28 protein-coding genes and 1 tRNA gene are annotated in these 26,695 nt (G+C 65.9%); 12 read left to right on the forward strand and 17 right to left on the reverse strand.

Going from position 1 to position 26,695, the window contains the following annotated elements; translation table 11 throughout:
* Positions 1-232 precede the first annotated feature (232 nt).
* The 7 genes from ureG to EDC36_RS11755 form a co-directional block, all read right to left on the reverse strand.
* Positions 233-901 (reverse strand): urease accessory protein UreG, encoded by a 669-nt coding sequence (gene ureG, locus EDC36_RS11725; RefSeq protein ID WP_132963450.1) that lies wholly within the window; start codon positions 899-901, stop codon positions 233-235.
* Positions 898-1,617 (reverse strand): urease accessory protein UreF, encoded by a 720-nt coding sequence (locus tag EDC36_RS11730; RefSeq protein ID WP_132963451.1) that lies wholly within the window; start codon positions 1,615-1,617, stop codon positions 898-900. Before EDC36_RS11730 ends, ureG begins: the two co-directional genes overlap by 4 nt.
* Positions 1,604-2,221 (reverse strand): urease accessory protein UreE, encoded by a 618-nt coding sequence (ureE, locus tag EDC36_RS11735; protein ID WP_424565385.1) that lies wholly within the window; start codon positions 2,219-2,221, stop codon positions 1,604-1,606. The genes EDC36_RS11730 and ureE overlap by 14 nt, the downstream gene beginning before the upstream one ends.
* Positions 2,170-3,915 carry an urease subunit alpha gene (ureC, locus tag EDC36_RS11740; protein WP_132963453.1) on the reverse strand — a complete coding sequence of 582 codons (1,746 nt, stop codon included), beginning with the start codon at positions 3,913-3,915 and terminating at the stop codon, positions 2,170-2,172. The genes ureE and ureC overlap by 52 nt, the downstream gene beginning before the upstream one ends.
* Before the next feature lie 7 nt (positions 3,916-3,922).
* Positions 3,923-4,243: an urease subunit beta gene (locus EDC36_RS11745; RefSeq protein WP_132963454.1), complete on the reverse strand. Its 321-nt coding sequence runs from the start codon at positions 4,241-4,243 to the stop codon at positions 3,923-3,925.
* Between the two features lie 83 nt (positions 4,244-4,326).
* Entirely contained in the window at positions 4,327-4,917 is a 591-nt protein-coding gene (locus tag EDC36_RS11750; RefSeq protein ID WP_132963455.1) for a HupE/UreJ family protein, read from the reverse strand.
* 70 nt (positions 4,918-4,987) lie between these two features.
* On the reverse strand, positions 4,988-5,290 hold the full coding sequence (locus EDC36_RS11755; protein ID WP_132963456.1) for an urease subunit gamma: 303 nt from the start codon (positions 5,288-5,290) through the stop codon (positions 4,988-4,990).
* Positions 5,291-5,358: 68 nt separating this feature from the next.
* Between EDC36_RS11755 and EDC36_RS11760 the strand changes: the two genes are divergently transcribed.
* The 7 genes from EDC36_RS11760 to urtE all read left to right on the forward strand — a co-directional run bounded on the left by EDC36_RS11760 (position 5,359) and on the right by urtE (position 15,174).
* On the forward strand, positions 5,359-8,415 hold the full coding sequence (locus tag EDC36_RS11760; protein WP_243646581.1) for an ATP-binding protein: 3,057 nt from the start codon (positions 5,359-5,361) through the stop codon (positions 8,413-8,415).
* A complete protein-coding gene (locus EDC36_RS11765) occupies positions 8,390-9,400 on the forward strand; it encodes a response regulator transcription factor (RefSeq protein ID WP_132963458.1) in 1,011 nt (336 codons plus the stop codon). The genes EDC36_RS11760 and EDC36_RS11765 overlap by 26 nt, the downstream gene beginning before the upstream one ends.
* 149 nt (positions 9,401-9,549) lie before the next feature.
* Positions 9,550-10,818, forward strand: coding sequence for an urea ABC transporter substrate-binding protein (gene urtA / locus EDC36_RS11770; protein WP_132963479.1), 1,269 nt, complete (start codon positions 9,550-9,552; stop codon positions 10,816-10,818).
* 29 nt (positions 10,819-10,847) lie between these two features.
* Positions 10,848-12,449 (forward strand): urea ABC transporter permease subunit UrtB, encoded by a 1,602-nt coding sequence (urtB, locus tag EDC36_RS11775; protein ID WP_132963459.1) that lies wholly within the window; start codon positions 10,848-10,850, stop codon positions 12,447-12,449.
* Positions 12,446-13,594, forward strand: a complete 1,149-nt coding sequence (gene urtC, locus EDC36_RS11780) for an urea ABC transporter permease subunit UrtC (protein ID WP_165902865.1) — start codon at positions 12,446-12,448, stop codon at positions 13,592-13,594. Before urtB ends, urtC begins: the two co-directional genes overlap by 4 nt.
* The gene (urtD, locus tag EDC36_RS11785; protein WP_132963460.1) at positions 13,591-14,463 is read left to right on the forward strand and encodes an urea ABC transporter ATP-binding protein UrtD; all 873 of its coding nucleotides are present in this window, start codon (positions 13,591-13,593) and stop codon (positions 14,461-14,463) included. Before urtC ends, urtD begins: the two co-directional genes overlap by 4 nt.
* 6 nt (positions 14,464-14,469) lie before the next feature.
* A complete protein-coding gene (urtE, locus tag EDC36_RS11790; protein WP_132963461.1) occupies positions 14,470-15,174 on the forward strand; it encodes an urea ABC transporter ATP-binding subunit UrtE in 705 nt (234 codons plus the stop codon).
* A 9-nt stretch (positions 15,175-15,183) separates the two neighbouring features.
* On the opposite strand, the gene EDC36_RS11795 is transcribed toward urtE, so the two are convergent.
* Together EDC36_RS11795 and EDC36_RS11800 are read right to left on the reverse strand one after the other, a co-directional pair.
* Entirely contained in the window at positions 15,184-16,014 is an 831-nt protein-coding gene (locus tag EDC36_RS11795) for an urease accessory protein UreD (protein ID WP_132963462.1), read from the reverse strand.
* 6 nt (positions 16,015-16,020) lie between these two features.
* Positions 16,021-18,318: an NADP-dependent malic enzyme gene (locus EDC36_RS11800; RefSeq protein ID WP_132963463.1), complete on the reverse strand. Its 2,298-nt coding sequence runs from the start codon at positions 18,316-18,318 to the stop codon at positions 16,021-16,023.
* 126 nt (positions 18,319-18,444) lie between these two features.
* On the opposite strand from EDC36_RS11800, the gene EDC36_RS11805 reads away from it, so the two are divergent.
* From EDC36_RS11805 to EDC36_RS11815, 3 genes are all read left to right on the forward strand, one after another.
* Positions 18,445-18,828 carry a DUF2946 family protein gene (locus EDC36_RS11805; RefSeq protein ID WP_165902866.1) on the forward strand — a complete coding sequence of 128 codons (384 nt, stop codon included), beginning with the start codon at positions 18,445-18,447 and terminating at the stop codon, positions 18,826-18,828.
* A gap of 155 nt (positions 18,829-18,983) precedes the next feature.
* Positions 18,984-19,487 (forward strand): copper chaperone PCu(A)C, encoded by a 504-nt coding sequence (locus EDC36_RS11810; RefSeq protein ID WP_132963465.1) that lies wholly within the window; start codon positions 18,984-18,986, stop codon positions 19,485-19,487.
* A gap of 127 nt (positions 19,488-19,614) precedes the next feature.
* Positions 19,615-19,803, forward strand: a complete 189-nt coding sequence (locus tag EDC36_RS11815) for a hypothetical protein (RefSeq protein WP_132963466.1) — start codon at positions 19,615-19,617, stop codon at positions 19,801-19,803.
* 20 nt (positions 19,804-19,823) lie between these two features.
* Here EDC36_RS11815 and EDC36_RS11820 read toward each other — a convergent pair whose 3' ends face one another.
* Positions 19,824-20,939 (reverse strand): ABC transporter ATP-binding protein, encoded by a 1,116-nt coding sequence (locus EDC36_RS11820; RefSeq protein ID WP_132963467.1) that lies wholly within the window; start codon positions 20,937-20,939, stop codon positions 19,824-19,826.
* 47 nt (positions 20,940-20,986) lie between these two features.
* Here EDC36_RS11820 and EDC36_RS11825 point away from each other — a divergent pair, with 47 nt between their 5' ends.
* Entirely contained in the window at positions 20,987-22,660 is a 1,674-nt protein-coding gene (locus EDC36_RS11825; RefSeq protein WP_132963468.1) for an ABC transporter permease, read from the forward strand.
* Positions 22,661-22,699: 39 nt separating this feature from the next.
* Here EDC36_RS11825 and EDC36_RS11830 read toward each other — a convergent pair.
* Positions 22,700-22,775, reverse strand: a tRNA-Arg gene (locus EDC36_RS11830).
* A gap of 99 nt (positions 22,776-22,874) precedes the next feature.
* Between EDC36_RS11830 and EDC36_RS11835 the strand changes: the two genes are divergently transcribed.
* Positions 22,875-23,915, forward strand: coding sequence for a site-specific integrase (locus EDC36_RS11835; protein ID WP_132963469.1), 1,041 nt, complete (start codon positions 22,875-22,877; stop codon positions 23,913-23,915).
* Here the strand turns inward: EDC36_RS11835 and EDC36_RS11840 are convergent, their stop codons facing one another.
* The 6 genes from EDC36_RS11840 to EDC36_RS11865 form a co-directional block, all read right to left on the reverse strand.
* Positions 23,916-24,638 (reverse strand): hypothetical protein, encoded by a 723-nt coding sequence (locus tag EDC36_RS11840; protein WP_132963470.1) that lies wholly within the window; start codon positions 24,636-24,638, stop codon positions 23,916-23,918.
* Positions 24,635-24,976 carry a hypothetical protein gene (locus EDC36_RS11845; RefSeq protein WP_132963471.1) on the reverse strand — a complete coding sequence of 114 codons (342 nt, stop codon included), beginning with the start codon at positions 24,974-24,976 and terminating at the stop codon, positions 24,635-24,637. The genes EDC36_RS11840 and EDC36_RS11845 overlap by 4 nt, the downstream gene beginning before the upstream one ends.
* Positions 24,977-25,011: 35 nt before the next feature.
* Positions 25,012-25,347, reverse strand: coding sequence for a hypothetical protein (locus EDC36_RS11850; protein ID WP_132963472.1), 336 nt, complete (start codon positions 25,345-25,347; stop codon positions 25,012-25,014).
* The gene (locus EDC36_RS11855) at positions 25,344-25,622 is read right to left on the reverse strand and encodes a hypothetical protein (RefSeq protein WP_132963473.1); all 279 of its coding nucleotides are present in this window, start codon (positions 25,620-25,622) and stop codon (positions 25,344-25,346) included. The genes EDC36_RS11850 and EDC36_RS11855 overlap by 4 nt, the downstream gene beginning before the upstream one ends.
* A gap of 284 nt (positions 25,623-25,906) precedes the next feature.
* The gene (locus tag EDC36_RS11860) at positions 25,907-26,101 is read right to left on the reverse strand and encodes a hypothetical protein (RefSeq protein WP_132963474.1); all 195 of its coding nucleotides are present in this window, start codon (positions 26,099-26,101) and stop codon (positions 25,907-25,909) included.
* Positions 26,098-26,574 carry an ImmA/IrrE family metallo-endopeptidase gene (locus tag EDC36_RS11865; RefSeq protein WP_132963475.1) on the reverse strand — a complete coding sequence of 159 codons (477 nt, stop codon included), beginning with the start codon at positions 26,572-26,574 and terminating at the stop codon, positions 26,098-26,100. The genes EDC36_RS11860 and EDC36_RS11865 overlap by 4 nt, the downstream gene beginning before the upstream one ends.
* Between the last annotated feature and the right edge of the window lie 121 nt (positions 26,575-26,695).

The raw sequence follows: 26,695 nt of genomic DNA on the forward strand, positions 1-26,695 counted from the left end.
GGTTGGCTGGCGGGTGCGCTGTCAACCACCGTGTCGCTGCGGGTGGTCGCCCGGGCGGCGGGATGGGCAGGGAGGTTCATGATCGTGGGGTGGTTGGGTGTTGGTGCGTGCAACTGGCGCGGGGGAGCTGATGCGTGGTGGCGATACGCCGTGTTCTCGTCGTTTTTGTTGGCTGAAGGCGCGACTTGGCAAAGCCAGCGGCGACGCTGTCACCGCCAGGCGCACGGTCGCCTCAGCTTGTGATCAACAGCCCGTGACGCTCAATAAACGATACGACGTCAGCCAATCCCTGTTGGGTTTTGAGGTTGGTCATGACCCAAGGGCGACGATCGGGGTCGGGCCTCATGCGCGCGGTGTCTGCGGCCATCACTTCGAGGCTGGCGCCGACATGGGGAGCGAGGTCGATCTTGTTGATGACCAACAGATCGCTTTTGGTGATGCCTGGCCCGCCTTTGCGGGGGATTTTTTCACCGGCCGCGACATCAATGACGTAGATGGTCAGGTCGGACAGCTCGGGGCTGAACGTGGCGGCCAGGTTATCACCGCCGCTTTCGACAAAGACAATGTCCGCGTCTGGAAACTGCCGCAACATGCGGTCGATGGCCTCGAGGTTGATGGAGCAGTCTTCCCGGATGGCCGTGTGGGGACAGCCGCCTGTTTCCACCCCAAGGATGCGCTCGGGAGGCAATGCGCCGCTGATGGTGAGCAAGCGCTGGTCCTCTTTCGTGTAAATGTCGTTGGTGATGGCCACCAAGTCGTAGCGCTGGCGCATGGTTTTGCACAGCATCTCCAGCAGCGTCGTTTTGCCCGAACCAACCGGTCCGCCGATGCCTACCCTCAGCGGTGGCAGAGGCTTGGTGCGTCCAGGAATGGCGTGAAGAACCGAGGGTGCGGTGTTCATGAGCGAAACAAGCGGCTGTATTGGGTTTCATGGCGTGCTGACAGGATGGCCAGCATTGGGGCGAAGCATTGGCGTTGCCCCGGTGGCTGCGAAAGGGCCACGTGCACGGCCGCGGGCAGCGCCGCACGCAACTGGGCCAGCAGCCGCTGGCCGGCGTTTTGTCCCAGGGGTACGGCTTTGACCGCGGCCTGGCAGGCCGCCTCACACCAGGCGAAGCCCGCAGCCAACAGGGCATGGGCTGTGGGGAGGGTGTTGGGTGTCAGGGTCGCCAGCGCCCACGCGTACGCCACGGGGTAGGTGGGCGGTTGCAGTGCGGCCGGCACCTCGTCCAACCCCGGATTGGGCAACGTGTGCGGCCTTAAGCCTTGCAACCAGTGCAGCACCGCATGCCCCATTTGTTCGCTTTGCAAACGCAGCTCAGCGCTTTCCCGGGTGCGGCGTGTCCACGCGTTCAACGTCAGCAATGTTGTCCAGTCACGCGCGCGCCACGCGGGCAGTGCCTGCGCCACCACGGACAGATCAGCCCGGGCCTGGGTCAGGTGGAGCTGAGCCAGTAGCCACTGGGCCGCGCTGGCCTCGTCGTGCACCCGCCCGGCCTCGACGGCACTTTCCAGCCCTTCGGAGTATGAAAAACCACCCAGCGGCACAGCAGGCGAAGCGAGCCACAACAACCCGAGCAGGGCCTGTGGATCACGCTCACCATCAGGGTTGGCCATGGTGTGGGTGATCGTCGGTGGGGTGAACGTGTCCATCGTGGCGGTGATGCGCAGGTCCGCCGTAAGCACCGAACTCGGGCTCAAAGGGTTCTTCGACTTCCGTAACCGTCAGGTGCATCTGGCGTAACAGGTCGGCCAGCACATGGTCGCGCTCCAGCTTGAGATGGTCGGCGTGCAATTGCAGCGCGACATGGCGGTTGCCTAGGTGGTACGCGGCGCGCAGCAGGTCCAAGGGTGTGCCGTGCTCCGCGCAAGTCGTGACCTTGAGCAGCGGTTCGACCGCGGCGCGTACACACAGCAGGCCGCCATCGGTCAACACCAACACATCGCCGTCGCGCATGACGCTGCCGCGGGGCAGCAACACCGCAATGCGGCGTCCTTGGCTGTCACGCGCTTCGAAGCGGCTGCGCTGGCGCCACGTCCATTCGAGTTCCAGTACGGGTGCACGGGCCAACAGCGTCCGGGCGAGCCCCGCGCCACCCGGTATCAGGCGGCTTGCCAGCAACGGCGGGTCAGCGGGGGCGGCTGCATGGTGCATGGTGAGTGCATCCGTCAAAATAAAAAATAGCGCTGCGCCATGGGCAGCACGCTGGCCGCTTCGCACACCAACAACTCGCCGTCGGCGCGCACCGCATAGGTTTGTGGATCGATCTCCATGTGGGGCGTGTGGTCGTTGAGCACCATGTCGCGCTTGCCAATACGGCGGCAGCCCTGCACGGCGACCAGCGGTTTTTGCAAGCCGTAGCGCTGCCCAACCCCGCTTTGCAGCGCTGCTTGGGACACGAACGTGAGCGCGCTGCGTTGCAGCGCCGCTCCGAAGGCGCCGAACATGGGCCGTGCATGGACGGGCTGCGGCGTGGGGATGGATGCGTTGGGGTCGCCCATCGCGGCCGCAACGATCATGCCGCCCTTGACGATGACCGAAGGCTTGACGCCGAAAAAGGCGGGTTTCCACAGCACCAGATCAGCCCATTTGCCCACTTCGACCGAGCCGACCACGTGCGCCACACCGTGCGCGATGGCAGGGTTGATGGTGTATTTGGCGATGTAGCGCTTGATACGAAAGTTATCGTTGCGGTCATGGTGCTCGACGCCAGGTGGACGGTCCGGTGGCGGGGCCAGCCAGCCGCGTTGTACCTTCATCTTGTGGGCCGTTTGCCAGGTGCGGGTGATGACTTCACCCACCCGCCCCATGGCCTGGCTGTCGCTGCTCATGATGCTGATGGCGCCCAGGTCGTGCAGGATATCCTCAGCGGCAATCGTTTCCCTGCGGATACGGCTTTCGGCAAAGGCCAAATCCTCGGCGATCGAGGGATCGAGGTGGTGGCACACCATCAACATGTCCACATGCTCGTCCAGGGTGTTGACCGTGTAAGGGCGCGTGGGGTTGGTGGACGAGGGCAGCACGTGAGAGGCACCGACGATACGCAAGATGTCGGGCGCGTGCCCACCTCCCGCACCCTCGCAGTGGAAAGCGTGGATGGTGCGGCCGCGCATGGCCGCCAGCGAGTCCTCGACGAAGCCGCTCTCGTTCAGGGTGTCGGTGTGGATGGCGACTTGCGTGTCGGTAGCCTCGGCCACCGACAGACAAGCGTCAATGGCGGCGGGCGTGGAGCCCCAGTCTTCATGCAGTTTGAGTCCGATGGCGCCAGCCTCAATCTGTTCACGCAGGGCTTCGGGGCGGCTGCAGTTGCCTTTGCCCAGAAAACCAAGATTCATCGGGAAGGCTTCAGCCGCCTGCAGCATGCGTTCGATGTTCCACGGGCCCGGTGTGCACGTGGTGGCGTTGGTGCCGGTCGCCGGGCCGGTGCCGCCGCCGGTCATCGTGGTGATGCCCGACATCAGCGCTTCTTCGATCTGTTGTGGGCAGATGAAGTGAATGTGGCTGTCGTAGCCGCCCGCGGTCACGATCATGCCCTCGCCCGCCAGCACTTCGGTGCCAGGGCCAATGACGATATCGACGCCGGGCTGCGTGTCGGGATTGCCGGCTTTGCCAAGGGCGACGATACGGCCATCGCGCACGCCGATATCGGCTTTGACGATACCCCAGTGGTCGATGACCAGAGCGTTGGTGATGACCAAATCGACGGCGCCCGCAGCACGTGGGTGCTGGCTTTGGCCCATGCCATCGCGAATGGTCTTGCCGCCTCCGAATTTGACCTCCTCGCCGTAGCCGCCAGCACGCAGCGTGTAGTCGTCCTCAACCTCGGCCCACAGGGATGTGTCGGCCAGACGGACGCGATCCCCGATCGTGGGGCCAAACATTTCGGCGTATGCACGCCGTGAGATCGTGACCATAGCCTGTTCAACCCTCCAGCTGATCCAGTGGCCCATTGGTCAAGCCACGAAATCCCCAGACGTGCCGCCTGCCGGCCAGCGCCACCAGCTCCACGGTGCGTTGCTGCCCGGGTTCAAAGCGTATGGCTGTGCCGCTGGCAATATTGAGCCGCATACCGTGCGCTGCGGCGCGATCGAATTGCAGCGCAGCGTTGGTTTCGGCAAAGTGGTAGTGCGACCCTACCTGAATAGGGCGTTGCGCGGTGTTGTGCACCACCAGCGTGCGCGTGACGCGCCCGGGGTTGAGCGGCAACTCATCGTTGACCAACAGGTATTCGCCAGGGATCACGATCGACTCCTTTGTGTTCGGGCAGGGCGCACCGGATTGATCCGGCACCGCGGCTCGGCGCTACAAGGGCACGGCGCGGAGCGTCAAACCAACGCCACGACGCTGGACACGCCCACGGCGCCAACCATCGCGCCGGCGATGCGGGGTGCCCACGCATGGCTGCGTGGCAGCACGACACCGAGGCCGATCCCCACCCCGTGCAGCACCGCGGTGCTGAGCACCATGCCCAACAGCGCCGTGTGACCCGCCAGTTCATGGCCATGTGCGGCGCCGTGGAACCACGCGAACGCCGCCACCAGCCCCGCGGCCACGGCCTGCGGCACGGCCACGCGCGCCGCGATCAGCAGCCCCAGCGTCAGCAGCGAGACCGCGATCATGGGCTCCACCGCCACTGTCGGCAGCCCCGCTTGGGCCGCCAGCGCGCCCACCAACAACACGCTGGCGAACGCCAACGGCGCCACCCAACGCTGCGTGCTGACCAGCGCACTCCAGATGCCGACCGCGAGCATGGCGGCCAAGTGGTCCATGCCCGTCAAGGGGTGGAGCAGGCCGGCCAGCCATCCGTGGTGTACACCCCCGTCCGTGCCGGTGTGGGACATGGCTGGGAGTGTCCACACGGCTGCGGTCAGTCCACAAACGATGAGGCGAAGCAATCGGCGCTGGCGGTCAGGCATGGTCAACTCCTGGTTGTCGAACGGTCGCGAAACAACGTGCCCCGTGTTGGTGCCATCAGCACGAGGCTCTCTACGTAATCGGTTGGTGCACGGTCACCAATTTGGTGCCATCAGGGAAAGTGGCCTCGACCTGAATGTCGTGAATCATGTCGGCCACACCGTCCATCACATCGTCGCGGGTCAGGACGTGGCGGCCCTCACTCATCAGTTGCGCCACCGTTTTGCCTTCACGGGCTCCTTCCAGCACATAGGCACTGATGAGGGCGACGGCCTCTGGGTAATTCAGCTTCAATCCGCGTGCGCGCCGACGCTCGGCCAGCAAGGCCGCGGTGAACAGCAACAGCTTGTCTTTCTCGCGTGGTGACAGGTCCATGCTGTTGCTTAAAGCAAGCGTTGTGCCAACGCGCATCGATGGCACGAAAGCTGCAAGCCTGCACAGGCATGAACCACACTGCCGACCAGGCCGACCCGGGACCTGCACCGAAAGCGCCAATCACACCGGTGCGGCGTGCATACCACCGCTGGGTGGCCAGTGAGACGCTGGAAGACTACGCGCTGCGTTACACGCCGCAGCGCTTTCGGCGTTGGTCAGCCGGTCGTGTCGCCAACATGGCGCTTGGGGTGTCATCGTTCCTGGTGCTGGAGGCGCTGGGCGCGACGTTGATGCTCCAGTTTGGCGTGCTCAATGCGGCGGCGGCCATCGTGGCGGCGGGTGTCTTGATTGCGCTGGTGGGGTGGCCCATCAGCGTGGCCGCGGCACGCCACGGGGTGGACATGGATTTGTTGACCCGTGGTGCGGGCTTTGGGTACCTTGGCTCGACACTGACCTCGCTGATCTACGCCACCTTTACGTTCATCTTTTTTGCGTTGGAAGCGGCAGTGATGGCTTACGCGCTGCAGCTCGCCCTTGGCATACCTTCCTCTTGGGGCTACCTGATCAGCGCGCTGCTGGTCATTCCGCTGGTCACGCACGGGGTGACTTTGATTGGCCGATTTCAGCGCTGGACGCAGCCGCTTTGGTTGATGTTGATGGTTCTTCCCTGGCTTGCGGTGTGGCTGAACGACCCCGGCTCGATGGCCCGTTGGTTGCACCAGGAGGGTGCGCCCCAGGCACCCAAGACGTTCGATTGGCACCTGTTTGGTGCCGCGCTGACGGTTGCACTGGCGTTGGTGACCCAAATGGGCGAGCAAGCCGACTATTTGCGCTTCATGCCCCAGCCGCAGCCCGGCCGTCGCGCACGGTGGTGGCTGGCTGTGGCCGTGGGCGGTCCGGGTTGGGTGGTGCCGGGCGTGCTCAAGATGCTGGCGGGGGCTTGGCTGGCGCACCTGGCGCTGGAGCACGGTGTGTCGGCGGCGCAGGCAGTTGACCCGAACCAAATGTACCTCGTGGCGTACGGGCACATGTTGCCGGCGGGCTGGGCGGTGGCGGCGACTGCGCTGTTTGTTGTGGTGTCCCAGCTCAAGATCAACGTCACCAATGCCTACGCGGGCTCGTTGGCATGGAGCAATTTTTTCTCGCGCTTGACGCACCACCACCCTGGCCGGGTGGTGTGGGTGGTGTTCAACACAGCGCTGGCGTGGCTGCTGATGGAGCTTAACGTCTTTCATGCCCTGGGGGCGGTGCTCGGGCTGTACGCGCATGTGGCGTTGGCATGGCTGGTGGCGGTGGTGGCTGACCTGGTGGTGCTCAAGCCTCTGGGGTGGTCGCCCCGGGCGATCGAGTTCCGTCGTGCCCATCTGATGGACATCAACCCGGTGGGGGTGGGGGCGATGCTGGGGGCGTCGCTGTTGGGGGTCGCGGCGCACTTCGGATGGCTGGGCTCTTGGGCGCAGGCGTTTTCGGCGCTGGTGGCGATGTCGGCGGCATTCGGGTTGACGCTGTTGCTGGGGGCCGTCACGCGGGGACGGTATCACTTGGCGCGTCGCGCTGACGCCGCTGTGGTGGCCACGGATAAAGCCGATGCCGAAGGTGCGCCCTTGCAGTTGCGCTGTGTGGTGTGCCAGGGCAGCTACGAGCGGCCCGACATGGCCCGTTGCCCGGCTTACGGCGGCTGGATCTGCTCGCTGTGCTGCACACTCGACGCGCGTTGTGGGGACGCCTGCAAACCGCACGCCCGCTTGAGCACCCAGCTGCGCGCCTGGTTGCGGCGATGGTTGCCGCGGCGGCTGCAGCCGTACGTCGATGCCGGGTTGATCCACTACCTGGTGGCGTTGTCGGTCGCAGCGTTGGTGCTGGCTGCCCTGCTTGGTTTGCTGGCGCGTCAGGATGCGCAGCGTGCCGTGTCCGACCCTGTCGCGTTGGCGTGGGTCACCGAGGTCTACCGCAAGGTTTACGTCGTGCTGCTCACACTCGGGGCGGTGTTGATCTGGTGGCTGGTGCTGACGCAGCGGGCACGCCAAGTGGCGCAACAAGAAACCCATCGCTACACGCGGCTGCTGTTGCGTGAGATTGAGGCACATCGCCGCACCGATGCGCAGCTGCAGCGTGCCCGTGAGGCGGCCGAAGCCGCCCGTCGCAGTGCCGAGCGTGCCAACGATGCCAAGACACGCTACCTGTACGCCATCAGCCACGAATTGCGCACACCGTTGGGGGCGATCATGCTGTACGTGCAGGCCTTGCAGCGGGACGCCAGCCTCAGCGCCCGCCAGGCCCATGCGCTGGCCATGATTCAGCGCGGCGGTCAGCACGTGCTGTCGCTCATCGAAGGCACGCTGGATTTGGCGCGCATCGAAGCTGGGCGAGTCACGTTGGACGTGCGTCCAACCGACTTGCGGGCCTTGGTGCAAGACGTGGTGGCGTGGCTGACCCCCCAGGCGCAGGCCAAAGGGTTGCGCGTGGCCCTGGAAGGCCCCAGCCGCTGGCCAAGCGCCGTGCGTTGCGACGGGCCTCGACTGCGGCAGGTGTTGCTCAACTTGCTGGGCAACGCCGTGCGCTACACCGAGACGGGACACATCACGCTGCGGATGGCTTACGTTTGTGATGTGGCCACCGTGGAGGTCATCGACACCGGTCCAGGCATCAGTGCGGCCGAGCTGGAGCGGGTGTTCGAGCCCTTTGCGCGCGGCGCCGCGGGCAGCCAACATGCGGGGGCGGGCCTAGGGTTGACGATAGCCCGCATGTTGACTCAGCTCATGGGTGGCGAGCTACGCGTGCACAGCGAGCTGGGGCAGGGCACGACGTTTGTTCTGCGTTTGTACTTACCCGAAGTGGCGGCGTTGGCGTCGGACCAGCCTCCGGCCGCGCTGCCCGCCCCGGTCAGCGCCGGCGCGCCACCAGCGCCGGTGGCTGCGTTGCGTCTATGGCCGCCCGAGGTGCGGGAGCGGTTGCTGCAATGCGTACGGCTTGGGTATCCGCGCGGGGTGCAACGGGTGCTGGACGACGCAACCGGTTTGCCTGCGGCCGAGCAATTGCGCCAGGCCGCGCAGGCGCTGGATCTCAAGACCCTGGAGCGATGGCTGACGGAGGCGTGCGATGCGACCCCATGTGCTGCAACCTGAGAGCAGTCCTTTGGTTTTGATCGTCGATGATGTGCCCGAGAGCCTTGCGGCCCTGCACGACATGTTGGATGAGACGGGCTACACCGTGTTGGTGGCCAGCGATGGCCCCACCGCCTTGGTGCGCGCCCGTCAAGCCCGGCCCGATGTGATTTTGCTGGACGCACTCATGCCAGGCATGGACGGCTTCGAGGTGGCGCGCCGGCTCAAAGCTGACGAGCGCACCGCATCCATCCCGATTTTGTTCATGACCGGCTTGACGGAGACGGAGCACCTGATCGAGGGACTGGCGGCCGGCGCCGTCGATTACGTGACCAAGCCGGTCAAGCCGCAGGAGGTGATCGCGCGCATCGGGGTGCACCTGCGCACCTCGCGGCAAATTCGCCAGGGCTCGATCGTGCAGCAGCAGGCGCGCAACGCGCTCGATGCTTTCGGGTTCGCCACCATCACCGTGCGGATGCGCGACGGGCGGCTGCTGTGGCAGACGCCACTGGCACGCGAGCTGCTGTGGCGCTATTGCGGCACCGAAGCGCCCGTGACGCCAGAGCCGGTGCTGCAGTGGCTGCGCCGCCACGGCCCGGAGCTGTGCCGCCAAGAGTCCCCGGTCGAGCCGCCGCGTTTGACGTTGACGCAAGGCACGCGTCGGTTGACCTTGCGGTTGTATCGCTCGGTGGATGATCCAGCCGACACCAGCGCCGACAGCGAGGGAGGGCATTGGTTGATTGTCATGCAGGAAACGTCGGACACCAGTGTGCTGGAGGCGCTGATGCAGACATTCGGTCTGACCGCCCGGGAGGCCGAGGTGTTGTATTGGGTGGTGCAAGGCAAGATCAACCGCGACATTGCCGACATCGTCGGCGCCAGCCCCGCCACCGTCAAAAAGCACTTGGAGCGTATTCACGCCAAGCTGGGTGTCGAGACACGCACGGCGGCGGCCGCGTTGGCGCTGCAACGTGTGCCACAACTGCGTCCCAACGCGGCGGCCTGAGCAGGCCTCGTACGCCATCTGGCGTACAGACGTGGAGAAACGTTGCACCTACCATGACTCGCGTGGTCTAGGGGTGGGTGGCCGCTGAGCCGGGCCACCCCATGCCTAGGTTCGTTCCACAAAGTCGTCCACTGCGGAGAACCACCATGATGCAACGTCGCTCCACCCTGAAGATTTTGTCGGCGGCGGCCGCTATGGCCACCTTCGGTCCACTACCGTCGCGTGCCCAATCGGGTCCGATCAAAGTGGGCATTCTCCACTCGCTGTCGGGCACGATGGCGATTTCGGAAACGGTGCTCAAAGATATCGCCCTGATGACCATCGATGAAATCAATGCCGCGGGCGGCGTGCTGGGCCGCAAGGTCGAGCCGGTGGTGGTCGATCCGGCGTCGAACTGGCCCCTGTTTGCCGAGAAAGCCCGTCAGCTGCTCACCCAGGATAAAGTGGCGGCGGTGTTTGGCTGCTGGACATCGGTGAGTCGTAAATCGGTGCTGCCGGTGTTTGAGGAGCTCAACGGCCTGCTGTTTTACCCGGTGCAGTACGAAGGCGAAGAGTTGTCCAAAAACGTCTTCTACACCGGTGCCGCGCCCAACCAACAGGCCATACCGGCAGTGGAATATCTGATGAGTAAAGACGGCGGCTCGGCCAAGCGTTTCGTGCTGCTGGGGACTGACTACGTGTATCCGCGCACCACCAACAAGATCCTGCGCGCCTTCCTCAAGTCCAAGGGAATCCCCGAGTCCGACATCATGGAGGAATACACACCGTTCGGACACAGCGACTACCAGACCATCATCGGTAAGATCAAGCAGTTTGCCGCCGCCGGTAAAAAGACCTGTGTGATTTCGACCATCAACGGCGACTCTAACGTGCCGTTTTATAAAGAGCTTGGCAACCAGGGGCTCAAGGCTACGGATGTGCCTGTGGTCGCGTTCAGTGTCGGCGAGGAAGAGCTGCGCGGCGTGGACACCAAGCCACTGGTGGGGCATCTGGCGGCGTGGAACTACTTCATGTCGATCAAAAACCCGACCAACGACGCTTTCATTAAAAAATGGGCGGCGTACGCCAAGGCTAAAAACATTCCTGGCCACAAGGACAAGCCGTTGACCAACGACCCGATGGAGGCGACGTACATCGGTATTCACATGTGGAAACAGGCCGTCGAAAAAGCCAAGAGCATCGACACGGACCGCGTGATCGAAGCCATGGCTGGTCAAACCTTCGATGCGCCCAGCGGCTTCAAGGTCAAAATGGACGAGCGCAACCACCATTTGCACAAACCGGTCTTTATTGGCGAGGTGCGTGCGGATGGCCAGTTCAACGTGGTCTGGAAGACCAAGGGTCCGATCCGTGCACAACCGTGGAGCCCCTTCATCCCGGGCAATGAGAAGAAAAAAGACGTCCCGGAAAAGGCTTGAGGCTGTCGACCCTTCGCGGTGAACTGGCGATGCAAGGCCTCTGTAAACGTTGGTGGGCGTTGTGTGTGTTGCTGTGCGTGCCGGCGCTGGCCCGCGCGCTGAGCGGCGCAGACGCGCTGGCGGTGGTGGAAGGCGAGGTCGACGAGCGTGTGCAGGCCATCACACGGCTGGCCGCGCAGCCCGACGCGCAGGCTGCTGCGCTGTTGCGCGCGCTCCAAGAGGAGCGCGTGCGGGTGCACGATGGCAAGGTATGGATTGAACAACCCGACGGGGCCATCGTACGTGCCGAGACGGGCCAGCCCGACACCCCTCCGCCCGAGGCAGAGGCACCGCTGTTGAACAACCGGTTGCGGGCCGCGCTATCGCTGGCCCAGGCCGGTTTGGCGTTGCAGTCCAACGATCCGGATCGGCAACGCAACGCGGCGGCGACCTTGCGCGACGCCATGCTGGACGACCCCGACGCCCAGTTGGTGCCACTGTTGCAAGCGGCGCTGGCGCCACAGCGCGACCCGGCGCTGAACAGCCGCGCCGCCACGATGCTTCAACAAGCGCTGGCGGCTGTGCAGTTGGGTGCCGCTGATCCTGCCCAGCGGCGCTGGGCCGCCGAGGTGCTGGGGGCCAGTGGACAGCGGCGGGCGCTGGCGTTGCTGCAGCAACACGCGGACGATGCCGACGCGAGCGTGCGCCATGCGTTGCAAACCGCCCAACAACGTCTGCAAAGGACGCTGGCGTTGGCTGAAGTCAGTGCCAACCTGTTCGCCGGTGTCAGTTTAGGGTCGGTCCTGCTCCTCGCCGCCCTTGGGCTGGCGGTCACGTACGGGTTGATGGGCGTGATCAACATGGCGCACGGCGAGTTGATCATGGTCGGTGCGTACACCACCTACGTGGTGCAGCGGCTGTTTGCCCAATGGGCGCCGCAATGGTTTGACTGGTACCTGGTAGCAGCCCTTCCCGCTGCCTTTGGGGTGGCGGCCTTGGTGGGGGCGGCCATTGAGCGGGGGGTGATTCGTCACCTGTACGGACGCCCGCTGGAAACGCTGCTGGCAACCTGGGGCCTGAGTCTGATTCTGATGCAAGCGGTACGCAGTCTGTTTGGGGCGCAAAACGTGACGGTGGAAAACCCCGCATGGCTTAGCGGCGCGGTGGAACTGTGGGGGGGCATGGCGCTGCCGTGGAACCGTCTGGTCATTGTCGGGTTTGCGGTGGCGGTGCTGCTCGGCGTAGGTTGGGTGCTGCAGCGCACGCGGCTGGGGCTGTTCGTACGCGCGGTCACGCAGAACCGGCCCATGGCAGCGTGCATGGGCGTTCCCACCGGGCGCGTCGACGCCTATGCGTTCGCCTTCGGCTCGGGCGTGGCAGGCTTGGCCGGCGTAGCGCTGAGCCAAATCGGCAACGTCGGCCCCGATCTCGGCCAAGCGTACATCATCGATTCGTTCATGGTTGTGGTGGTGGGCGGTGTAGGACAGTTGACGGGCACCGTGGCCGCCGCGTTCGGGTTGGGTTTGCTCAATAAATGGCTTGAGGGTTGGGTGGGCGCCGTGTTGGCCAAAATCGCTGTGTTGGTGCTCATTGTGATCTTTATTCAGAAGCGTCCACAAGGGTTGTTTGCTTTGAAGGGGCGGCAAGCATGAGTGCGGAGTCGTGCGGCCATGCAACCATGGCGGGACCGGCGCTGGGTGTTCCGGGCGGCCGCCGTTGGGGGCGCGACGCGGTGCTGGTCGGATGGGTTGTCCTTGTGGCCACCGTGGTGGCCGCTGCACTCAACCTGCTGGTGCCGCCCGACAGCGTGTGGCATGTCAGCGACCACTGGATCACCCTGTTGGGCAAGATCATGTGCTACGCCATCTGTGCATTGGCGCTGGACATGATCTGGGGCTACAGCGGCATTCTCAGTCTGGGCCACGGGTTGTTTTTCGCGCTCGGTGGCTATGTGATGGGGATGTACCTCATGCGCCAGATCGGCACCGATGGTAACTACGGCAGTGAGCTGCCCGATTTCATGGTCTTCTTGGACTGGAAGGAGCTTCCGTGGCACTGGGCGCTGTCGGATAGCTTTGCGGCGACGCTGCTGTTGATCGTTTTGGTGCCTGGGTTGTTGGCGTGGGTGTTTGGCTACTTTGCATTTCGATCACGCATCCAAGGGGTGTATTTTTCGATTATCACGCAGGCGTTGACGTTTGCTGCGATGCTGTTGTTCTACCGTAATGAAACTGGTTTTGGTGGTAACAACGGTTTCACCGATTTTAAGCGCATTGTTGGCTTTCCGATCACCGCGTCGGAAACACGCGTGGCGTTGTTGGCGCTCACTGGACTGGCGCTGGTGGGCTGCTATGCTGTGTCGCGTTGGTTGGTCGGCAGCAAATTCGGGCGCGTGTTGCAGGCGATTCGCGATGCCGAGAGCCGTGTGATGTTTTGCGGCTACGATCCACTGTCGTACAAACTGGCCGTGTGGACACTGTCGGCCATCATGTGCGCGGTGGCCGGGGCTTTGTACGTGCCTCAGGTCGGCATCATCAATCCCCGGGAAATGAGCCCCGCGGCCAGCATTGAAATCGCGGTGTGGGTGGCGGTGGGGGGGCGCGGTACGCTTGTCGGGCCGCTTGTGGGTGCGTTTGCCGTCAACGGGGCCAAAAGCTGGCTGACGGTACTGGCGCCCGAAGTGTGGCTGTATGTGCTTGGGGCGCTTTTCGTCGCCGTCACGCTGTGGATGCCGGACGGTTTGGTTGGGTTGGCGCGTCGCTGGGCTCAGCGGCTGCTGGGGGGGCGGCAGCCATGACACCCGACTTGATGCAAAGCGGAGCCGAGCGTTGGGCACGGGCTCGGCAGCGCGCTGCGGTCCATGGTGGTAGCGGCGGGCGGGCGGCGCCGTTGGCCCATCCGGTGGCGCCCGGTGCCATCGATACCAGCCATGGGTGCATCCTCTACGTGGACGATGTGCATGTCAGCTTCGACGGCTACAAGGCGCTCAACGGCCTGTGTCTGAACATCGCGCTGGGCGAGCTGCGCGCGGTCATCGGTCCCAACGGAGCGGGCAAAACGACCATGCTCGACGTCATCACGGGCCGCACCAAACCCGACCGCGGCAGTGTGTACCTCGGCACCACAATCGACCTGTTGCGCTGGCGAGAGCCGCAAATTGCAGCGATGGGGGTGGGGCGCAAATTTCAAAAGCCCACGGTGTTTGAGCGCCTGACCGTGTGGGAGAACCTGGAGCTGGCCTTGGCGGCCGACAAGAGGGTGCGCTCGAGCATCACGTTTCGACTGTCGGCGCCGCAGCGTGCGCGTTTGGTCGAACTGCTGGAACTGATCCATCTGGAGGCCCACGCGCAGCGTCCGGCCGGGGCGTTGAGCCACGGCCAAAAACAATGGTTGGAAATTGGCATGCTGTTGGCCCAGCAGCCAAGGTTGTTGTTGCTGGACGAGCCGGTGGCCGGCATGACGGACGATGAAACCGAGCGCACCGCGCAATTGCTGCGGACCCTCAAAGGTCAGCACACGCTGGTGGTGGTGGAGCACGACATGGCGTTTGTACGCGCGATCGCCGACCAAGTCACTGTGCTTTGTGACGGCGCCGTGTTGACCGAGGGTGGATTTGAGCAGGTGGCTCGTGATCCACGTGTCATCGAGGTCTATTTGGGGCGTTGAACAAGCATGCTGCAGATCGATGCTCTCCACCAAGCTTACGGTGGCTCACACATCCTGCGCGGCATATCACTGGAGGCGCGGCCCGGTGAGATCACGGTCATCCTGGGGCGCAACGGGGTGGGCAAGACGACCCTGTTGAAGGCGCTGATGGGCTTGGTGCCGGTGCGCAGTGGGCGGGTGGTGTGGGAAGGGGTGGACTTGACGCACCGCCCGGTTCACGAGCGCTCCCGCCGCGGCATCGGGTATGTGCCCCAGGGGCGCGAAATTTTTGCGCGCTTGACGGTGCGCGAAAACCTACTGATGGGGTTGGCCAGCCAACCGGCCAACGTGGCCGTGCCGCCCAAGCTGTACGAGTTGTTCCCGGTGCTGGCCGAAATGCAGCAGCGCCGCGGAGGGGATTTGTCTGGTGGCCAGCAGCAGCAGTTGGCCATTGCGCGCGCGTTGGCGGCCCGTCCACGCTTGCTGGTGCTGGATGAACCGACCGAGGGCATCCAGCCCAACATCATCCAAGCCATTGGGCGTGTGTTGCGTCAGCTCGCCCGTGAGGGGTTGGACGGTCAGCCGATGGCGATTTTGCTGGTGGAGCAGTATTACGATTTTGCCCGTGAGCTGGCCGACCGCTACGTGGTGCTCGATCGGGGCACCGTGGTGGCCAGCGGCAGTGGTGAGGAGATGGAGGTGCACGGCGTGCGCACCATGGTGGCGCTGTAGCGTGGGCGTTCAAACGCGCCACAAGCGCAGCGCAGGGGCAGGCAAGCCCCAAGCGGCCGTGCGCAGGGCTGCCCACAAACGCTGCCACAGCGCCATCAGCGGCTCGACCATCGGCGCCAGGCCGCGCACCACCAGCACGCGCTCGTGGGGGCAGGTGGCGCCGGCTGCCACCGGCTCCAACGCGGTGGGCAGCAACGCCCGCACGGTGGCCAGCAGGTGCTCGCGCCGCTCCACGGTCCAGGGGCTGCCACTGGCCAGCACCAGCGTGGCAAGGGCGCGGTGCCCAGCAAGACCCGGCCCTCCGTTCAGCAGCCAGTCGTCACCTGCGTGCAGCCGACCCTCGTCCAACCAGATGTCATCCACCGCCATGCTCTGGTGCAACACGCCGCTGCTGAAAGGCTGTTTCGCCTGCGGCAGGCCCAGCGCGCACACCTCCCACGCCAACACTTCGGCGTCAGCCGCGAGATCCGCGTGCCAGCAATTGCTGGCCACGCAACCGGGGTAGGCGATGGTTTCTTGCGGCAGCCATTCCAGCCGCGCACCTGGGGCCAAGCGCGCACGCACCGTTTGGGCCGCGGCTTGGCCGTCGCAGCGGTAAAAACGCGTGGCTCCCGGGGTGGTCAGCAAGGCGTGGGCGCCGCGGCCCACCGTGATGGCCACCTCCAACGTATCGCCGCCCACAATGCCGCCCGGTGGGTGGATCAGCACCGTGTGGCACACCGAAGTGCCCTCGGGGTACAACGTGCGCAGCACGCGCAGCGGGCCGTCGTGTTCAAACGCCAGCGTGGTGCCGTGTTCAAGCTGGTCGTAGCGTAACTGCAAGGTTCCTCGCCAACCCATGCACACTCACCCCCGCCGCACCGCCGCCGCAGCGACCGCCGTCATGTTGAGCACGCGGCGCACGGTGGCTGCCGGCGTCAGGATGTAGGCGGGAGCGCGCACGCCCATCAGAATAGGCCCCACGGTGACGCCGCCGCTGGTGGTGGTTTTCATGACGTTGTACAGGATGTTGGCCGCGTCGAGGTTGGGGCACACCAGCAGGTTGGCGCTGCCGCTGAGCGTGGCGTCGGCCAGGAAGCGGCCGCGGATCTCGGGGTCCAGCGCGGCGTCGCCATGCAGCTCGCCGTCGCACTCCACCTCGGGGTGGGCGGCCACGAACAGGTCACGCGCGGCGCGCATCTTGCGGGCGCTGGCGCGTTTGGACGAACCGTAGGTGGAGTGCGACAAAAACGCCACCTTGGGCACGATGCCAAAGCGCTGCACTTCCTGCGCGGCCATCCACGCGATCTCGGCCAGTTGTTCGGCCGACGGGTCTTCGTTGACGTAGGTGTCGGTGATGAAGATGGGGCCACGGTCGGTGTTGACGGCGTTGAGCGCGGCGTACAGCGACGCGTCGGCGCGCCGCCCCAGCACCGCGTCGATGCGCTCCAGGTGCGTGGTGTAGGTGCCGACCAGCCCGCAGATGAGCGCGTCGGCATCGCCCAGGTGCACCATCAGCGAGCCGATGATGGTGTTGGAGCGCCGCACCGCGGCTTTGGCCACTTCGGGCGTGGCGCCGTCGCGCTTCATGCGCTGGTGGTAGGCCTCCCAGTACTGGCGAAACCGCGGGTCGTCTTCGGGGTTGACGTTTTCCACGTCCACGCCCAGCCGCAGGTGCAAACCCGCCTTGCGCAGGCGCGCTTCGATGACCGCGGGGCGACCGATCAGGATCGGTTGCGCGATGCCTTCTTCCAGCGCCAGCTGGGCCGCACGCAACGCGCGCTCGTCCTCGCCGTCGGCGTAGGCCACACGCGCGCGCGGCTGCATGCCCTTGGCGACGTGAAAGATTGGCCGCATCAGCAAGCCGGTTTGGTACACGAAGCGCTGCAGGCTGTCGCGGTAAGCGGCCAGGTCTTCGATGGGGCGCGTGGCCACGCCCGAGGCCGCCGCGGCCTGCGCCACCGCCGGCGCGATGCGCAGGATCAGCCGCGTGTCAAACGGCTTGGGGATCAGGTAGTCGGGGCCAAAGCGCAGCTCCTGTCCGGCGTAGGCGGCGGCCACCTCGTCGCTGATTTCGGCCTTGGCCAGCGCCGCGATTTCGTGCACGCAGGCCAGCTTCATCGCTTCGGTGATGCGGGTGGCGCCGCAGTCCAGCGCGCCGCGGAAGATGTAGGGGAAGCACAAAACGTTGTTGACCTGGTTGGGGTAGTCGCTGCGGCCGGTGGCGATGATGCAGTCAGGCCGCGCGGCTTTGGCCACTTCGGGGCGGATTTCCGGCTCGGGGTTGGCCAGCGCCAGGATGATGGGGCGCGCGGCCATGGTTTGCACCATCTCGGCGGTGAGCACGCCGGGGGCGGAGCAGCCCAGAAACACGTCCGCCCCGCACACCGCGTCGGCCAGCGTGCGCGCGTCGGTGCGGCGGCAGTAGCGCTGTTTGGATGCGTCCAGCCGGCCGGCACGCGCGTCTTCGCGCTCGGTGTGGATGACGCCTTTGGAATCGCACACCAGCATGTTGTCCGGGTTGGCCCCCAGCGCCACGAACAGGTCCAGCACCGCGATGGCCGCAGCGCCCGCGCCGCTGACGGCGATGCGCACCTGATCGATGGGCTTGCCCACCAGCTCCAGCGCGTTGATCAGCGCCGCCGAGGCGATGATGGCGGTGCCGTGCTGGTCGTCGTGGAACACGGGGATGTTGAGGCGTTCGCGCAGCTTGCGCTCGATCGCGAAGCACTCCGGCGCTTTGATGTCCTCCAGGTTGATGCCGCCCAGCGTCGGCTCCAGCGCGGCGATGATCTCGACCAGCTTGTCAGGGTCCTTTTCGGCCAGCTCGATGTCGAACACGTCGATGCCGGCGAACTTTTTGAACAGGCAGCCCTTGCCCTCCATCACCGGCTTGCCGGCCAGCGGGCCGATGTCACCCAGGCCCAACACGGCCGTGCCGTTGGTGATCACGCCCACCAGGTTGGCGCGGCTGGTGTAGTCGGCGGCCTTGCGCGGGTCGGCGGCGATTTCCAGGCAGGGGTAGGCCACACCCGGCGAGTACGCCAAGCTCAGGTCACGCTGGTTGGACAGCGCCTTGGTCGGGGTGACGCTGATCTTGCCTCGGGTAGGGGTGCGGTGGTATTCGAGCGCGGCGTCGCGCAGGGCTTGTTCGGTGGGGGTCATGCTCAGCGGTGATTCGGGTTGGCCAACGGCACAGCGGCACGCGCGAATGTTGCTGGCGCACGGCCGGTACCACAGTTTCGAGTGTAACGACTGCACGCCGAGCCGGTGCACACTAGAATGCACGGCGTGAACGCTTTGCGACGCCACCCTCGCGCACCGTTGGTGCTGGCCCTGCTCGCCCTGCTGTGGGCGACGCTGGCGCCGACGTTGGCGCGCGCGTGGGTGCCGCCGGCGCCGGGGCAGGCGGTGCAGATTTGCACCAGCACCGGCATGGCGTGGGTGGTGGTGGACCCTGAGCCGGGTCCGGTCAGCGCGGCGTCGATGGCCGCCGCCTGCGACTGGTGTGTGCTGCATGGGGGGGCTTGGTTGCCGCCCACGGCGGCCGGCTTGCCGCGTTGGGTGACCGCGTCGCCCGGCCACGCCCATGCGGTGCAGGACGCCGCGCCGATGCGGTCGTCAGGCTTCTGGTGGCGTCCGCAACCACACGCCCCGCCTGTCGCGCGGGCCTGACGTCCAGCCGCGCCTTTTCCAGCGGCTGCGTGCCGTTTTCAAGCCGACCGCCACCGTGCTGCACGGGCGGCCAGCTCCGCGCTGGCTCCGGTGCAGGCTGCCAATGTTGGGCGCACGTGCGCCCCCGTCATCCCACTCATGAGGAGCTTCGAACGATGAACCCCCGTCATGGCCGTATCCGTGCTTCCGTCGCCGCCGCCCTGGTGGCCCTGACCAGCGCCGCTTGGGCGCAGACCGTCCAAGTGGACAACCCCTGGGTGCGTGGCACCGTGGCCAAGCAAAACGCCACCGGCGCTTTCATGCGCCTGACTGCGCCTGAGCCGATGCGCTTGGTGGGCGCGCAATCCCCCGTGGCCGGTGTCGTGGAAATCCACGAAATGGCCATGGACAAGGACGTCATGCGCATGCGGGCCATCCCGTCGTTGCCGCTGCCGGCGGGCAAGCCGGTCGAGCTCAAGCCGGGCGGCTACCACGTGATGTTGATGGACCTCAAGCGCCCGTTGGGTGCCGGGGAGACCGTGCCCCTGACCCTGGTGCTGGAAAACGCCGCCGGCCAGCGCCTGACGCAGGACGTCCAAGCCAAGGTTCAAGCCCTGGGCGGTGGCGGCGCAGCGATGCCGCACGCCGGAGCGCATGACCATGGCGGGCACAAGCACTGACGCCCTGTGTTGCCAGCTGCCTGCCCAGGCTCGACTGTTTGACGTCGGGGAAACGAGCGGCCCGTGGCGGCTGCGCAGAGGTTTGGTGCGGCTGGATCGCGTGGGCAGGGATGGACCATTGCTCGTGATGCTGGCCAAGCCCGATGTGCTGACGTGCAGCGAGGCCGAGGCGTTGCGTGCCCGCCTGCCGGCGCTGCGCGTGATGGCCGAACTGGTGGACGCCAAGCCCGAGACCGTGTGCCGGGTGCTGGGGCAGTTGCTGCCCCGAGGCAGCGCGCCCAGCGATGGGGCGGCCCGGTGGGCTTGGGCGGCCTGAGCGCGCCGGCCGCGGGATGTTTAACCCACCGGCGCCTGGGGCGCCACAGGCGCCGGTGGGGCCGCCGCGCCGGCGCCGCGCTCGAACATCACCACATGATCGACGGCGGCGCGAATCCCGATCCATTCGCCGATCGCGTGGTCGTGGTGCGAAGGCACATGCGCCTGCAACAACTGCCCGTCGGGCAGCCGCAGGGTGTACAGAAATTCGGCGCCGCGAAACGCTTTGCGCACGATCTCGGCTTTGAACGGCGAGGCGTCGTCGTGCACCACATCGTCGGCGCGCAGCAGCACCTCGCCTAACCCGTCCGGGAAGGCGCTGGGCAGCGGGCACTCCGCCACGTCCTCCAGCTCACCCAGCGGGGTCTGCACCACCAGCCGCTCGTCCCGGGCCACGATGCGCGCCGGCGCGAACACCCCGTGGCCGATGAATTCGGCCACAAACCGCGTCGCTGGCCGGTGGTACAGCGCGTAGGCGTCGTCCCACTGGTGCAGCCGGCCTTCGTGCATCACGCCGATGACGTCACCCACCGCAAACGCTTCCAACTGGTCGTGCGTGACGAACAACGCGGTGGTGCCAGCGGCCTTGAGGATCGTGCGCAGCTCGTGCGCCAGCCGCTCGCGCAGGTCCACGTCCAGGTTGGAAAACGGCTCGTCCAGCAGCAGCAGCCGTGGGCGCGGCGCCAGGGCGCGTGCCAGCGCCACGCGCTGCTGCTGCCCGCCCGAAAGCTCGTGCGGGTAGCGTGCCTCGTAACCTTGCAGGCCCACCAGGGCCAGCACCTCGGCCACGCGGTGGCGCTGCGCGTCGGCGGCCAGGCCGTGCAGGCCAAACGCCACGTTGCCCTGCACCGTCAGGTGCGGAAACAAGGCATAGTCCTGAAACACCATGCCAATGCGCCGCACCTCGGGCGGCACATGCACGTCCGGCGCCGCCACCACGTCACCTTGCAGCGTGATGCGGCCGCGGTCGATGCGCTCCAGCCCCGCGACCGCACGCAGCAGCGTCGTCTTGCCGCAGCCCGAGGGGCCGATCAACACGCCGATATCGCCGACACCCAGCGCCAGCGTCACACCGTCCAGCGCCGGGTGCGCCGCCCCGGGGTAGCGCAAGGTGACATCGTGCAGGCCCAGAAACATGCCCCGCATTGTAGATAATGTGCATTCGCATTTGCACGCACGTCACGATGCCTCACCTCAACCCCACCCTGGTCACTGGCTGGCGCCCGCCGTGGCGGCACGGGCGCGGCGCTGCTGCGCAGGCGGCCGTGGTGCTGCTGGCGCTGGTGTTGGCGGCGCCGGTGCTGGCGCTGCTGGTCGCGGCGCTGGGCTGGAATGCCGAGTCGTGGGCGGTGCTGCGCGCGATGGCCGACACCACGCTGCCGGGCTACGCGCTCACCAGCGTGGTGGTGTGCGTGTCGGTGGCGGTGTCGGTGGCGGTGGTGGGGGCCGCCACCGCGGTGGCGGTGACGGTGTTCGATTTCCCAGGCCGCCGCGTGGCCGAGTGGGTGCTGCTGCTGCCGCTGGCCATGCCGGCGTACGTCACCGCCTACGCCTACACCGACTTTTTGCAGTACGCCGGTCCCGCGCAAACGTGGTTGCGCGACACCTTGGGGCTGCAGGGCCGCGTGCTGCCCGACATCCGCTCCACCTGGGGGGCGGTGGTGGTGTTCACGTTCACGCTGTACCCGTACGTGTACCTGCTGGCGCGCACGGCGCTGGCCGAGCGCGCGGCCCACCTGTTGGAAGCCGCGCGCTTGCTGGGGGCGCCGTTGGGGCGGCGCCTGCGCGCGGTGGCGCTGCCGATGGCGCGCCCGGCCATCGCCGCGGGTGTGGCGCTGGCGCTGATGGAAACGCTGGCCGACTTTGGTGTGGTCAGCTACTTTGGTGTGCAGACGTTCACGGCTGGCATTTACAAAGCTTGGCTGGTGATGGACGACCGTGTGGCCGCCGCGCAATTGGCCTGGATGCTGCTGGCCACGGTCGGCGCGTTGCTGTGGGTCGAGCAGCGGGCGCAGCGCCGCCTGCGCTTCGCCGCGACGCGGCCCGGGCGCGGCGGGGTTGAGGCGCAACCGGTACGGCTGCGCGGCCGTGGCGCGGTGGTGGCGTGGCTGGTGTGCGGCGTGCCCGTGCTGCTGGGGTTTGGTTTGCCCGTGCTGTTCATGCTGCGCCCGTTGGTGCAGGGGTGGGACGTGCTGCCGTGGCAAGCCTTTCTGGGCTGGGCGCGCAACAGCGTCATGCTGGCCGGCGCGGCGGCCATGCTGACCACCGCGGCTGCGCTGGCCCTGGGGTACGCCGCGCGGCGGCTGGCCACGCCGCTGGTGCAAGCAGCGGTGCGCGTCGTTGCCTTGGGCTACGCGGTGCCGGGTGCGGTCATCGTTGTCGGTTTGCTGCTGCCACTGGGCTGGGTGCAGGCGCGCTGGCCCGAAGCGACGCTGGCCGCATGGGTGACGACGACGGTGCTGGGGGTGCTGTGGGCGTACCTGGTGCGCTTCACCGCGGTGGCGTTGCAGTCGGTGCAAAGCGGCTACGCGCGCGTGCCCGCCCACTTCGACGACGCTGCGCGCATGCTGGGCGTGCACGGGCTGGCCCTGTGGCGGCGCGTGCACTGGCCGTTGTTGCGCCGGGCGGTGCTGGCTGCCGCGCTGCTCGTGTTCGTCGACGTGATGAAAGAGCTGCCCGCCACCTTGGTGCTGCGCCCGTTCAACATGGACACGCTGGCTGTCATGGCGCACCAAATGGCGCGCGACGAGCGCCTGGGCGAAGCGGCCCTGCCGGCGCTGACGTTGGTGGCGGTGGGCTTGGTGCCGGTGATGCTGCTCAGCCGCGCGCTGCGCCGGGGCGAAGCCAACGCCTGCTAGCCGCGCCGCCTTGCGCGCAGGGCGCTCCACGTGCGCGGTTGGTCCCCCCGCCAGGAATCGAACCTGGATTTGCCGCTTAGGAGGCGGCCGTTCTATCCATTGAACTACGGCGGGGCACCTAGCAAGGGCTGCTTGTCTCCCTTCGTGTTTCCCTCTGATGCTTGGCGATCTTTTGCTATGCTGTTGCTACCAACTGCTACCGGTAGCACTCAAGATGGCATCGATCATCCAGCACAGGGGCCGCTGGCGTGCGCAGGTGCGGCGCAAGGGCTTTCCAGTTTACACGAAGAGCTTTGACACCAAAGCGCAGGCCGAGAAGTGGGCGCGGCAGATCGAGGCAGACATCGACCGCGGCGTGCTACCAGGGGCCGCTGCGGTAGCAGCAAAGCGCTGCTACACGGTCGCCGACCTGATCGACGACTACCGCAAGCTGCGGGAGCAGTCGCGGCCAGTGCTGGATACGTCCACAGAGCACTACAACCTGCGCCGCCTGGCCGAGTGTCTTGGCGATCTTGACGCCACCAGGCTACGGCCTGATGAGCTGGTGGCTTACGCGCAGATGAGAGCAGACCAGGGCGCTGGACCGTACACGGTCAACATGGAGGTGTCCAAGCTCGGCACCGTCATGCGCATGGTGGCCAGCATCAAGCACATGACGCTGCCGGACGTGGTGCAGCAGGCGCGGCCGCTGCTGGCGCACCTGGGGCTGATCGGCGGCGGCGGCAGGCGCGAGCGCAGGCCCACCGATGATGAGCTCGACCGCATCATCGCGCACATGCACGATACCTACGGCCAGGTGTGGGCCGATGCGGTGCGCTTTGCGGTGGGCACGGCGATGCGCCGTGGCGAGATCGTGCGCATCCGCTGGGACGACCTGGACGCCGCCAGGCGGCTGGTGCTGGTGCGGGATCGCAAAGACCCGCGCCAGAAGGCCGGCAACGATCAGTGGGTGCCGCTGCTGGCCGACACGGCGATGGGCGACATGTGGGCTTTGGTGCAGCGCCAGCCGCGCGTCGATCCGCGCATCTTCCCCATCGGCGACTCGACGCTCTCAAAGTACTTCACGTGGACATGCCGGGCTCTGAGCATTCCGGATCTGCACTTCCACGACCTGCGCCACCATGCGATCAGCATGCTGTTCGAGCGCGGCTTTCGCATCGAGCAGGTGGCGCTGGTGTCCGGCCACAAGTCGTGGCAGCACCTGAAGCGCTACACGAACCTGCGGCCGGAGGATTTGCATCGAGGTCCGGCTTGATCACCGCGCGAGCCATGTCGGTTCCTTGATCTTGTAGTCTTTGAAAACGATGCCCCGGCTGGCGTCGCCAACCTTGCAAGGCTTGACCCACACGATCCTGCCGTCTGGCAGCCTGCGCGAGTGGCCTCGGCGGTCGTGCAGCCTGGGGCTGGCGCGCGTGCCATCACCCTTGCGCTCGCACTTGATGGCCTTGCCATCGATCACCACCGTGCGCCAGTCGTAGGACGGCTTCTTGCCTGCTGCAATCTTGCGCTGGTTGGTGAACGTCGGCCGCACAAACGGCTGGTAGGCCGTCTTGGTGGCCATCATCGAGTGATACCACCTGGCCAGCACGCCAAGCACAAGGTGCGCTTCCTCCTCCGACACCGGGTCATCTTCCTCTGTCGGACCGTACATGATCTGGTCGCCTTCGATGGTGTAGACCATCGTCGGGATTTTGCGCGGCATCTTGCCGGTCGGCCCTTTCCACATGTCGATGAGGATGCCTTCGTGCGGATCGTCGCCGACCACCACGGCCAGGACGTCGTAGGAGGCGTGCGACTTGCTTGGGCCACGCGATACCACAAGGCATCGTCTGAACGGCGGCCTGCAGGTCATCAGGGCGTCGGTGCTGACGGCCGTCTGGGTAGCCATCAGGCCGGAAATGTCGAACCACTGCAGCTCGGTCGGGTCCATGCCGGACCTGGTGGTCCAGGCGATGGTTTCTCTGATCAGCGGCGTCATTGCTGCTGCTCTTTTTCCTCAAGCGATGCCGCACACACCGGGCAGACGTAGGTGACGGTGCGATTGGGCTTCAACTCGGGCTGTGGTTTGGACCTTTCCAAAAGATCATGCGCGCAGACTGTCAGCGCCCACGCTCGCGCCCTGATTGAAGAAGCCTCGTCAGGCTCTTTTTTTTCGTACCTAGCCGCTGCTTCCTCAAGCCGCAGAGCCTCCCTCTTCAGTATCCACGCTGCTTCAGCAAAAGCACTGCGCCTGCCGGCATCCCACCCCTTGCGGGCCGCATTGACCCATTCGTCACGAAGCGTTTCGTCATCTGCGAGAAACTCGTCGAATGTCATGGCCGCTCCTCAAAGATCACGGTCACGCGGCCGTCTTACCTGACCGCCTTTGCCATCCCCCGCCACTCCAAATGCGCGATGCAGTCCTCCAGGTATGGGTCGGCTGCGATCTGCTCCGGGTACAGCACCCATTGACGCTCGCGAGGGGAGTGGCCCTCGGTGCAGATGACGCTCTCGGCCGCGTCGTCGGCCAGGCGCAGGGCGCGAGCCAAGTCACCGGACTTCGACAGCGCATCGCACACCGTGTCGATGGCGACGCCGATCTTTCGCGGGTCGCCCATCGCGGGCATGGCATCTTCAGGCAGATGCGCCGGGGCACGGCGCCATTCGTTGTGCGCGCGCAGAATGCTCACTGCTTCATCGATTTTCATGACTCGTCTCCGAAAAGCCCCCGCTCCGGGTGGCTGTCATCGTCCGACATGATCCACACGCCTTCGCCCTCCGACGAAGGCCACAAGCGCATGCCATTCTTCGCCGCCGTCTGCGCCAGATCGACCGGGCACAGGCAGCAGTGCGGCAGCAGGTCGTCGTCGGCGTAGCCGCACTGACGGTTCGGCACGATCTCGCCGCCACCCAGGGCGGACTGCAAGTCCTCGATCGTGTGAAGGTAGCGCCCACGGAAGATCACCTCATCGCACATCGTCACTCTCCAGCCTCTTGAGTAGGGCAGGAATGAGTTCCTTGCGCTCATCCGCATTGGTGCCGCAGCGAAGTTCTAAAGCCTCCAGCGCCTGCCGCAGCAGGGCTTCGTCGCGCTCGATCCGCCCGACTGCGCATTCATAATGCCGTGGACCCCAGTTCCAACAGCCGTTGGCATGTGTAATCAATGACATCCTCCGGTACTCCGTGAACGTTCTGCCACTTTCCAGTGGCTTCCACAATGCGGACGCGAATTCCGCGCTTCTTTGCCGCTTTCAGATACGGCTCCATCTACCAGCGGCGGGTGAACGTGTTCGCCACGACCGCTGGGCGACCTGCATCCACTGCGGCAATGGCCGCCCAGAAGAGCCAGCGTCGCTGCTCATAGCGCCGGCGATAAAGGCGCTCCTGCACATCGAAGATGGGACGCTCGCACGACAGGTCAACCACGTCTTGCGACAGGTCGATGTGCTGGGGGTCGGTCATAGCCCAGAGAAAAGACCCAGGTTGTGCACGCGCCAGCGCATGGCCGCTTGCGAGACGTCAAACATCCTGGCGAGCGATTCGAGCGAATCGGCAAAGCCCTCTTGCATCACGAAGCGCAGCGCATCCGCTGGCATCAGGATCGCAGTGGCAAAAGCATTGGCCTCGCGCTCCGGGCCTGCGGCAGCCAGCGTGAAGGCTTGCGGCGCGTCGCGGAACAGGCGCTGGCCATGCCCCAGGTGCCCCAGCGCCCAGTGCCCCAGCTCATGGGCCACGGTGAAGCGCTGCCGCACACGCGCCTCAGCGCAGTTGACGGTGATGCGCGGCCGCTTTCCGACGAGCTCGATGCGGCCAGATTCCTCGATGGGGCCGCAGCATGCCTCTAGCCCCATGCGCGAGGCGATGGCATGGACATCAACCGGCAATCTGCCATCCCAGTGGCTTGCCAGCACATGCGCCGCCATGCGCTCGATCATGCGTATGCTCGCTGTAGGTCCTAAACAGTCGCCCCTGAAATATTCATAACATCATGATTTTTCTTGTGTTATTGTCTGTTTGCGAGTACAATTTCCCCCAGATCTGATGTCTGATGCGCCG

Origin of the sequence: Tepidimonas ignava (assembly GCF_004342625.1) — a bacterium.
Lineage (GTDB): Bacteria > Pseudomonadota > Gammaproteobacteria > Burkholderiales > Burkholderiaceae_C > Tepidimonas > Tepidimonas ignava.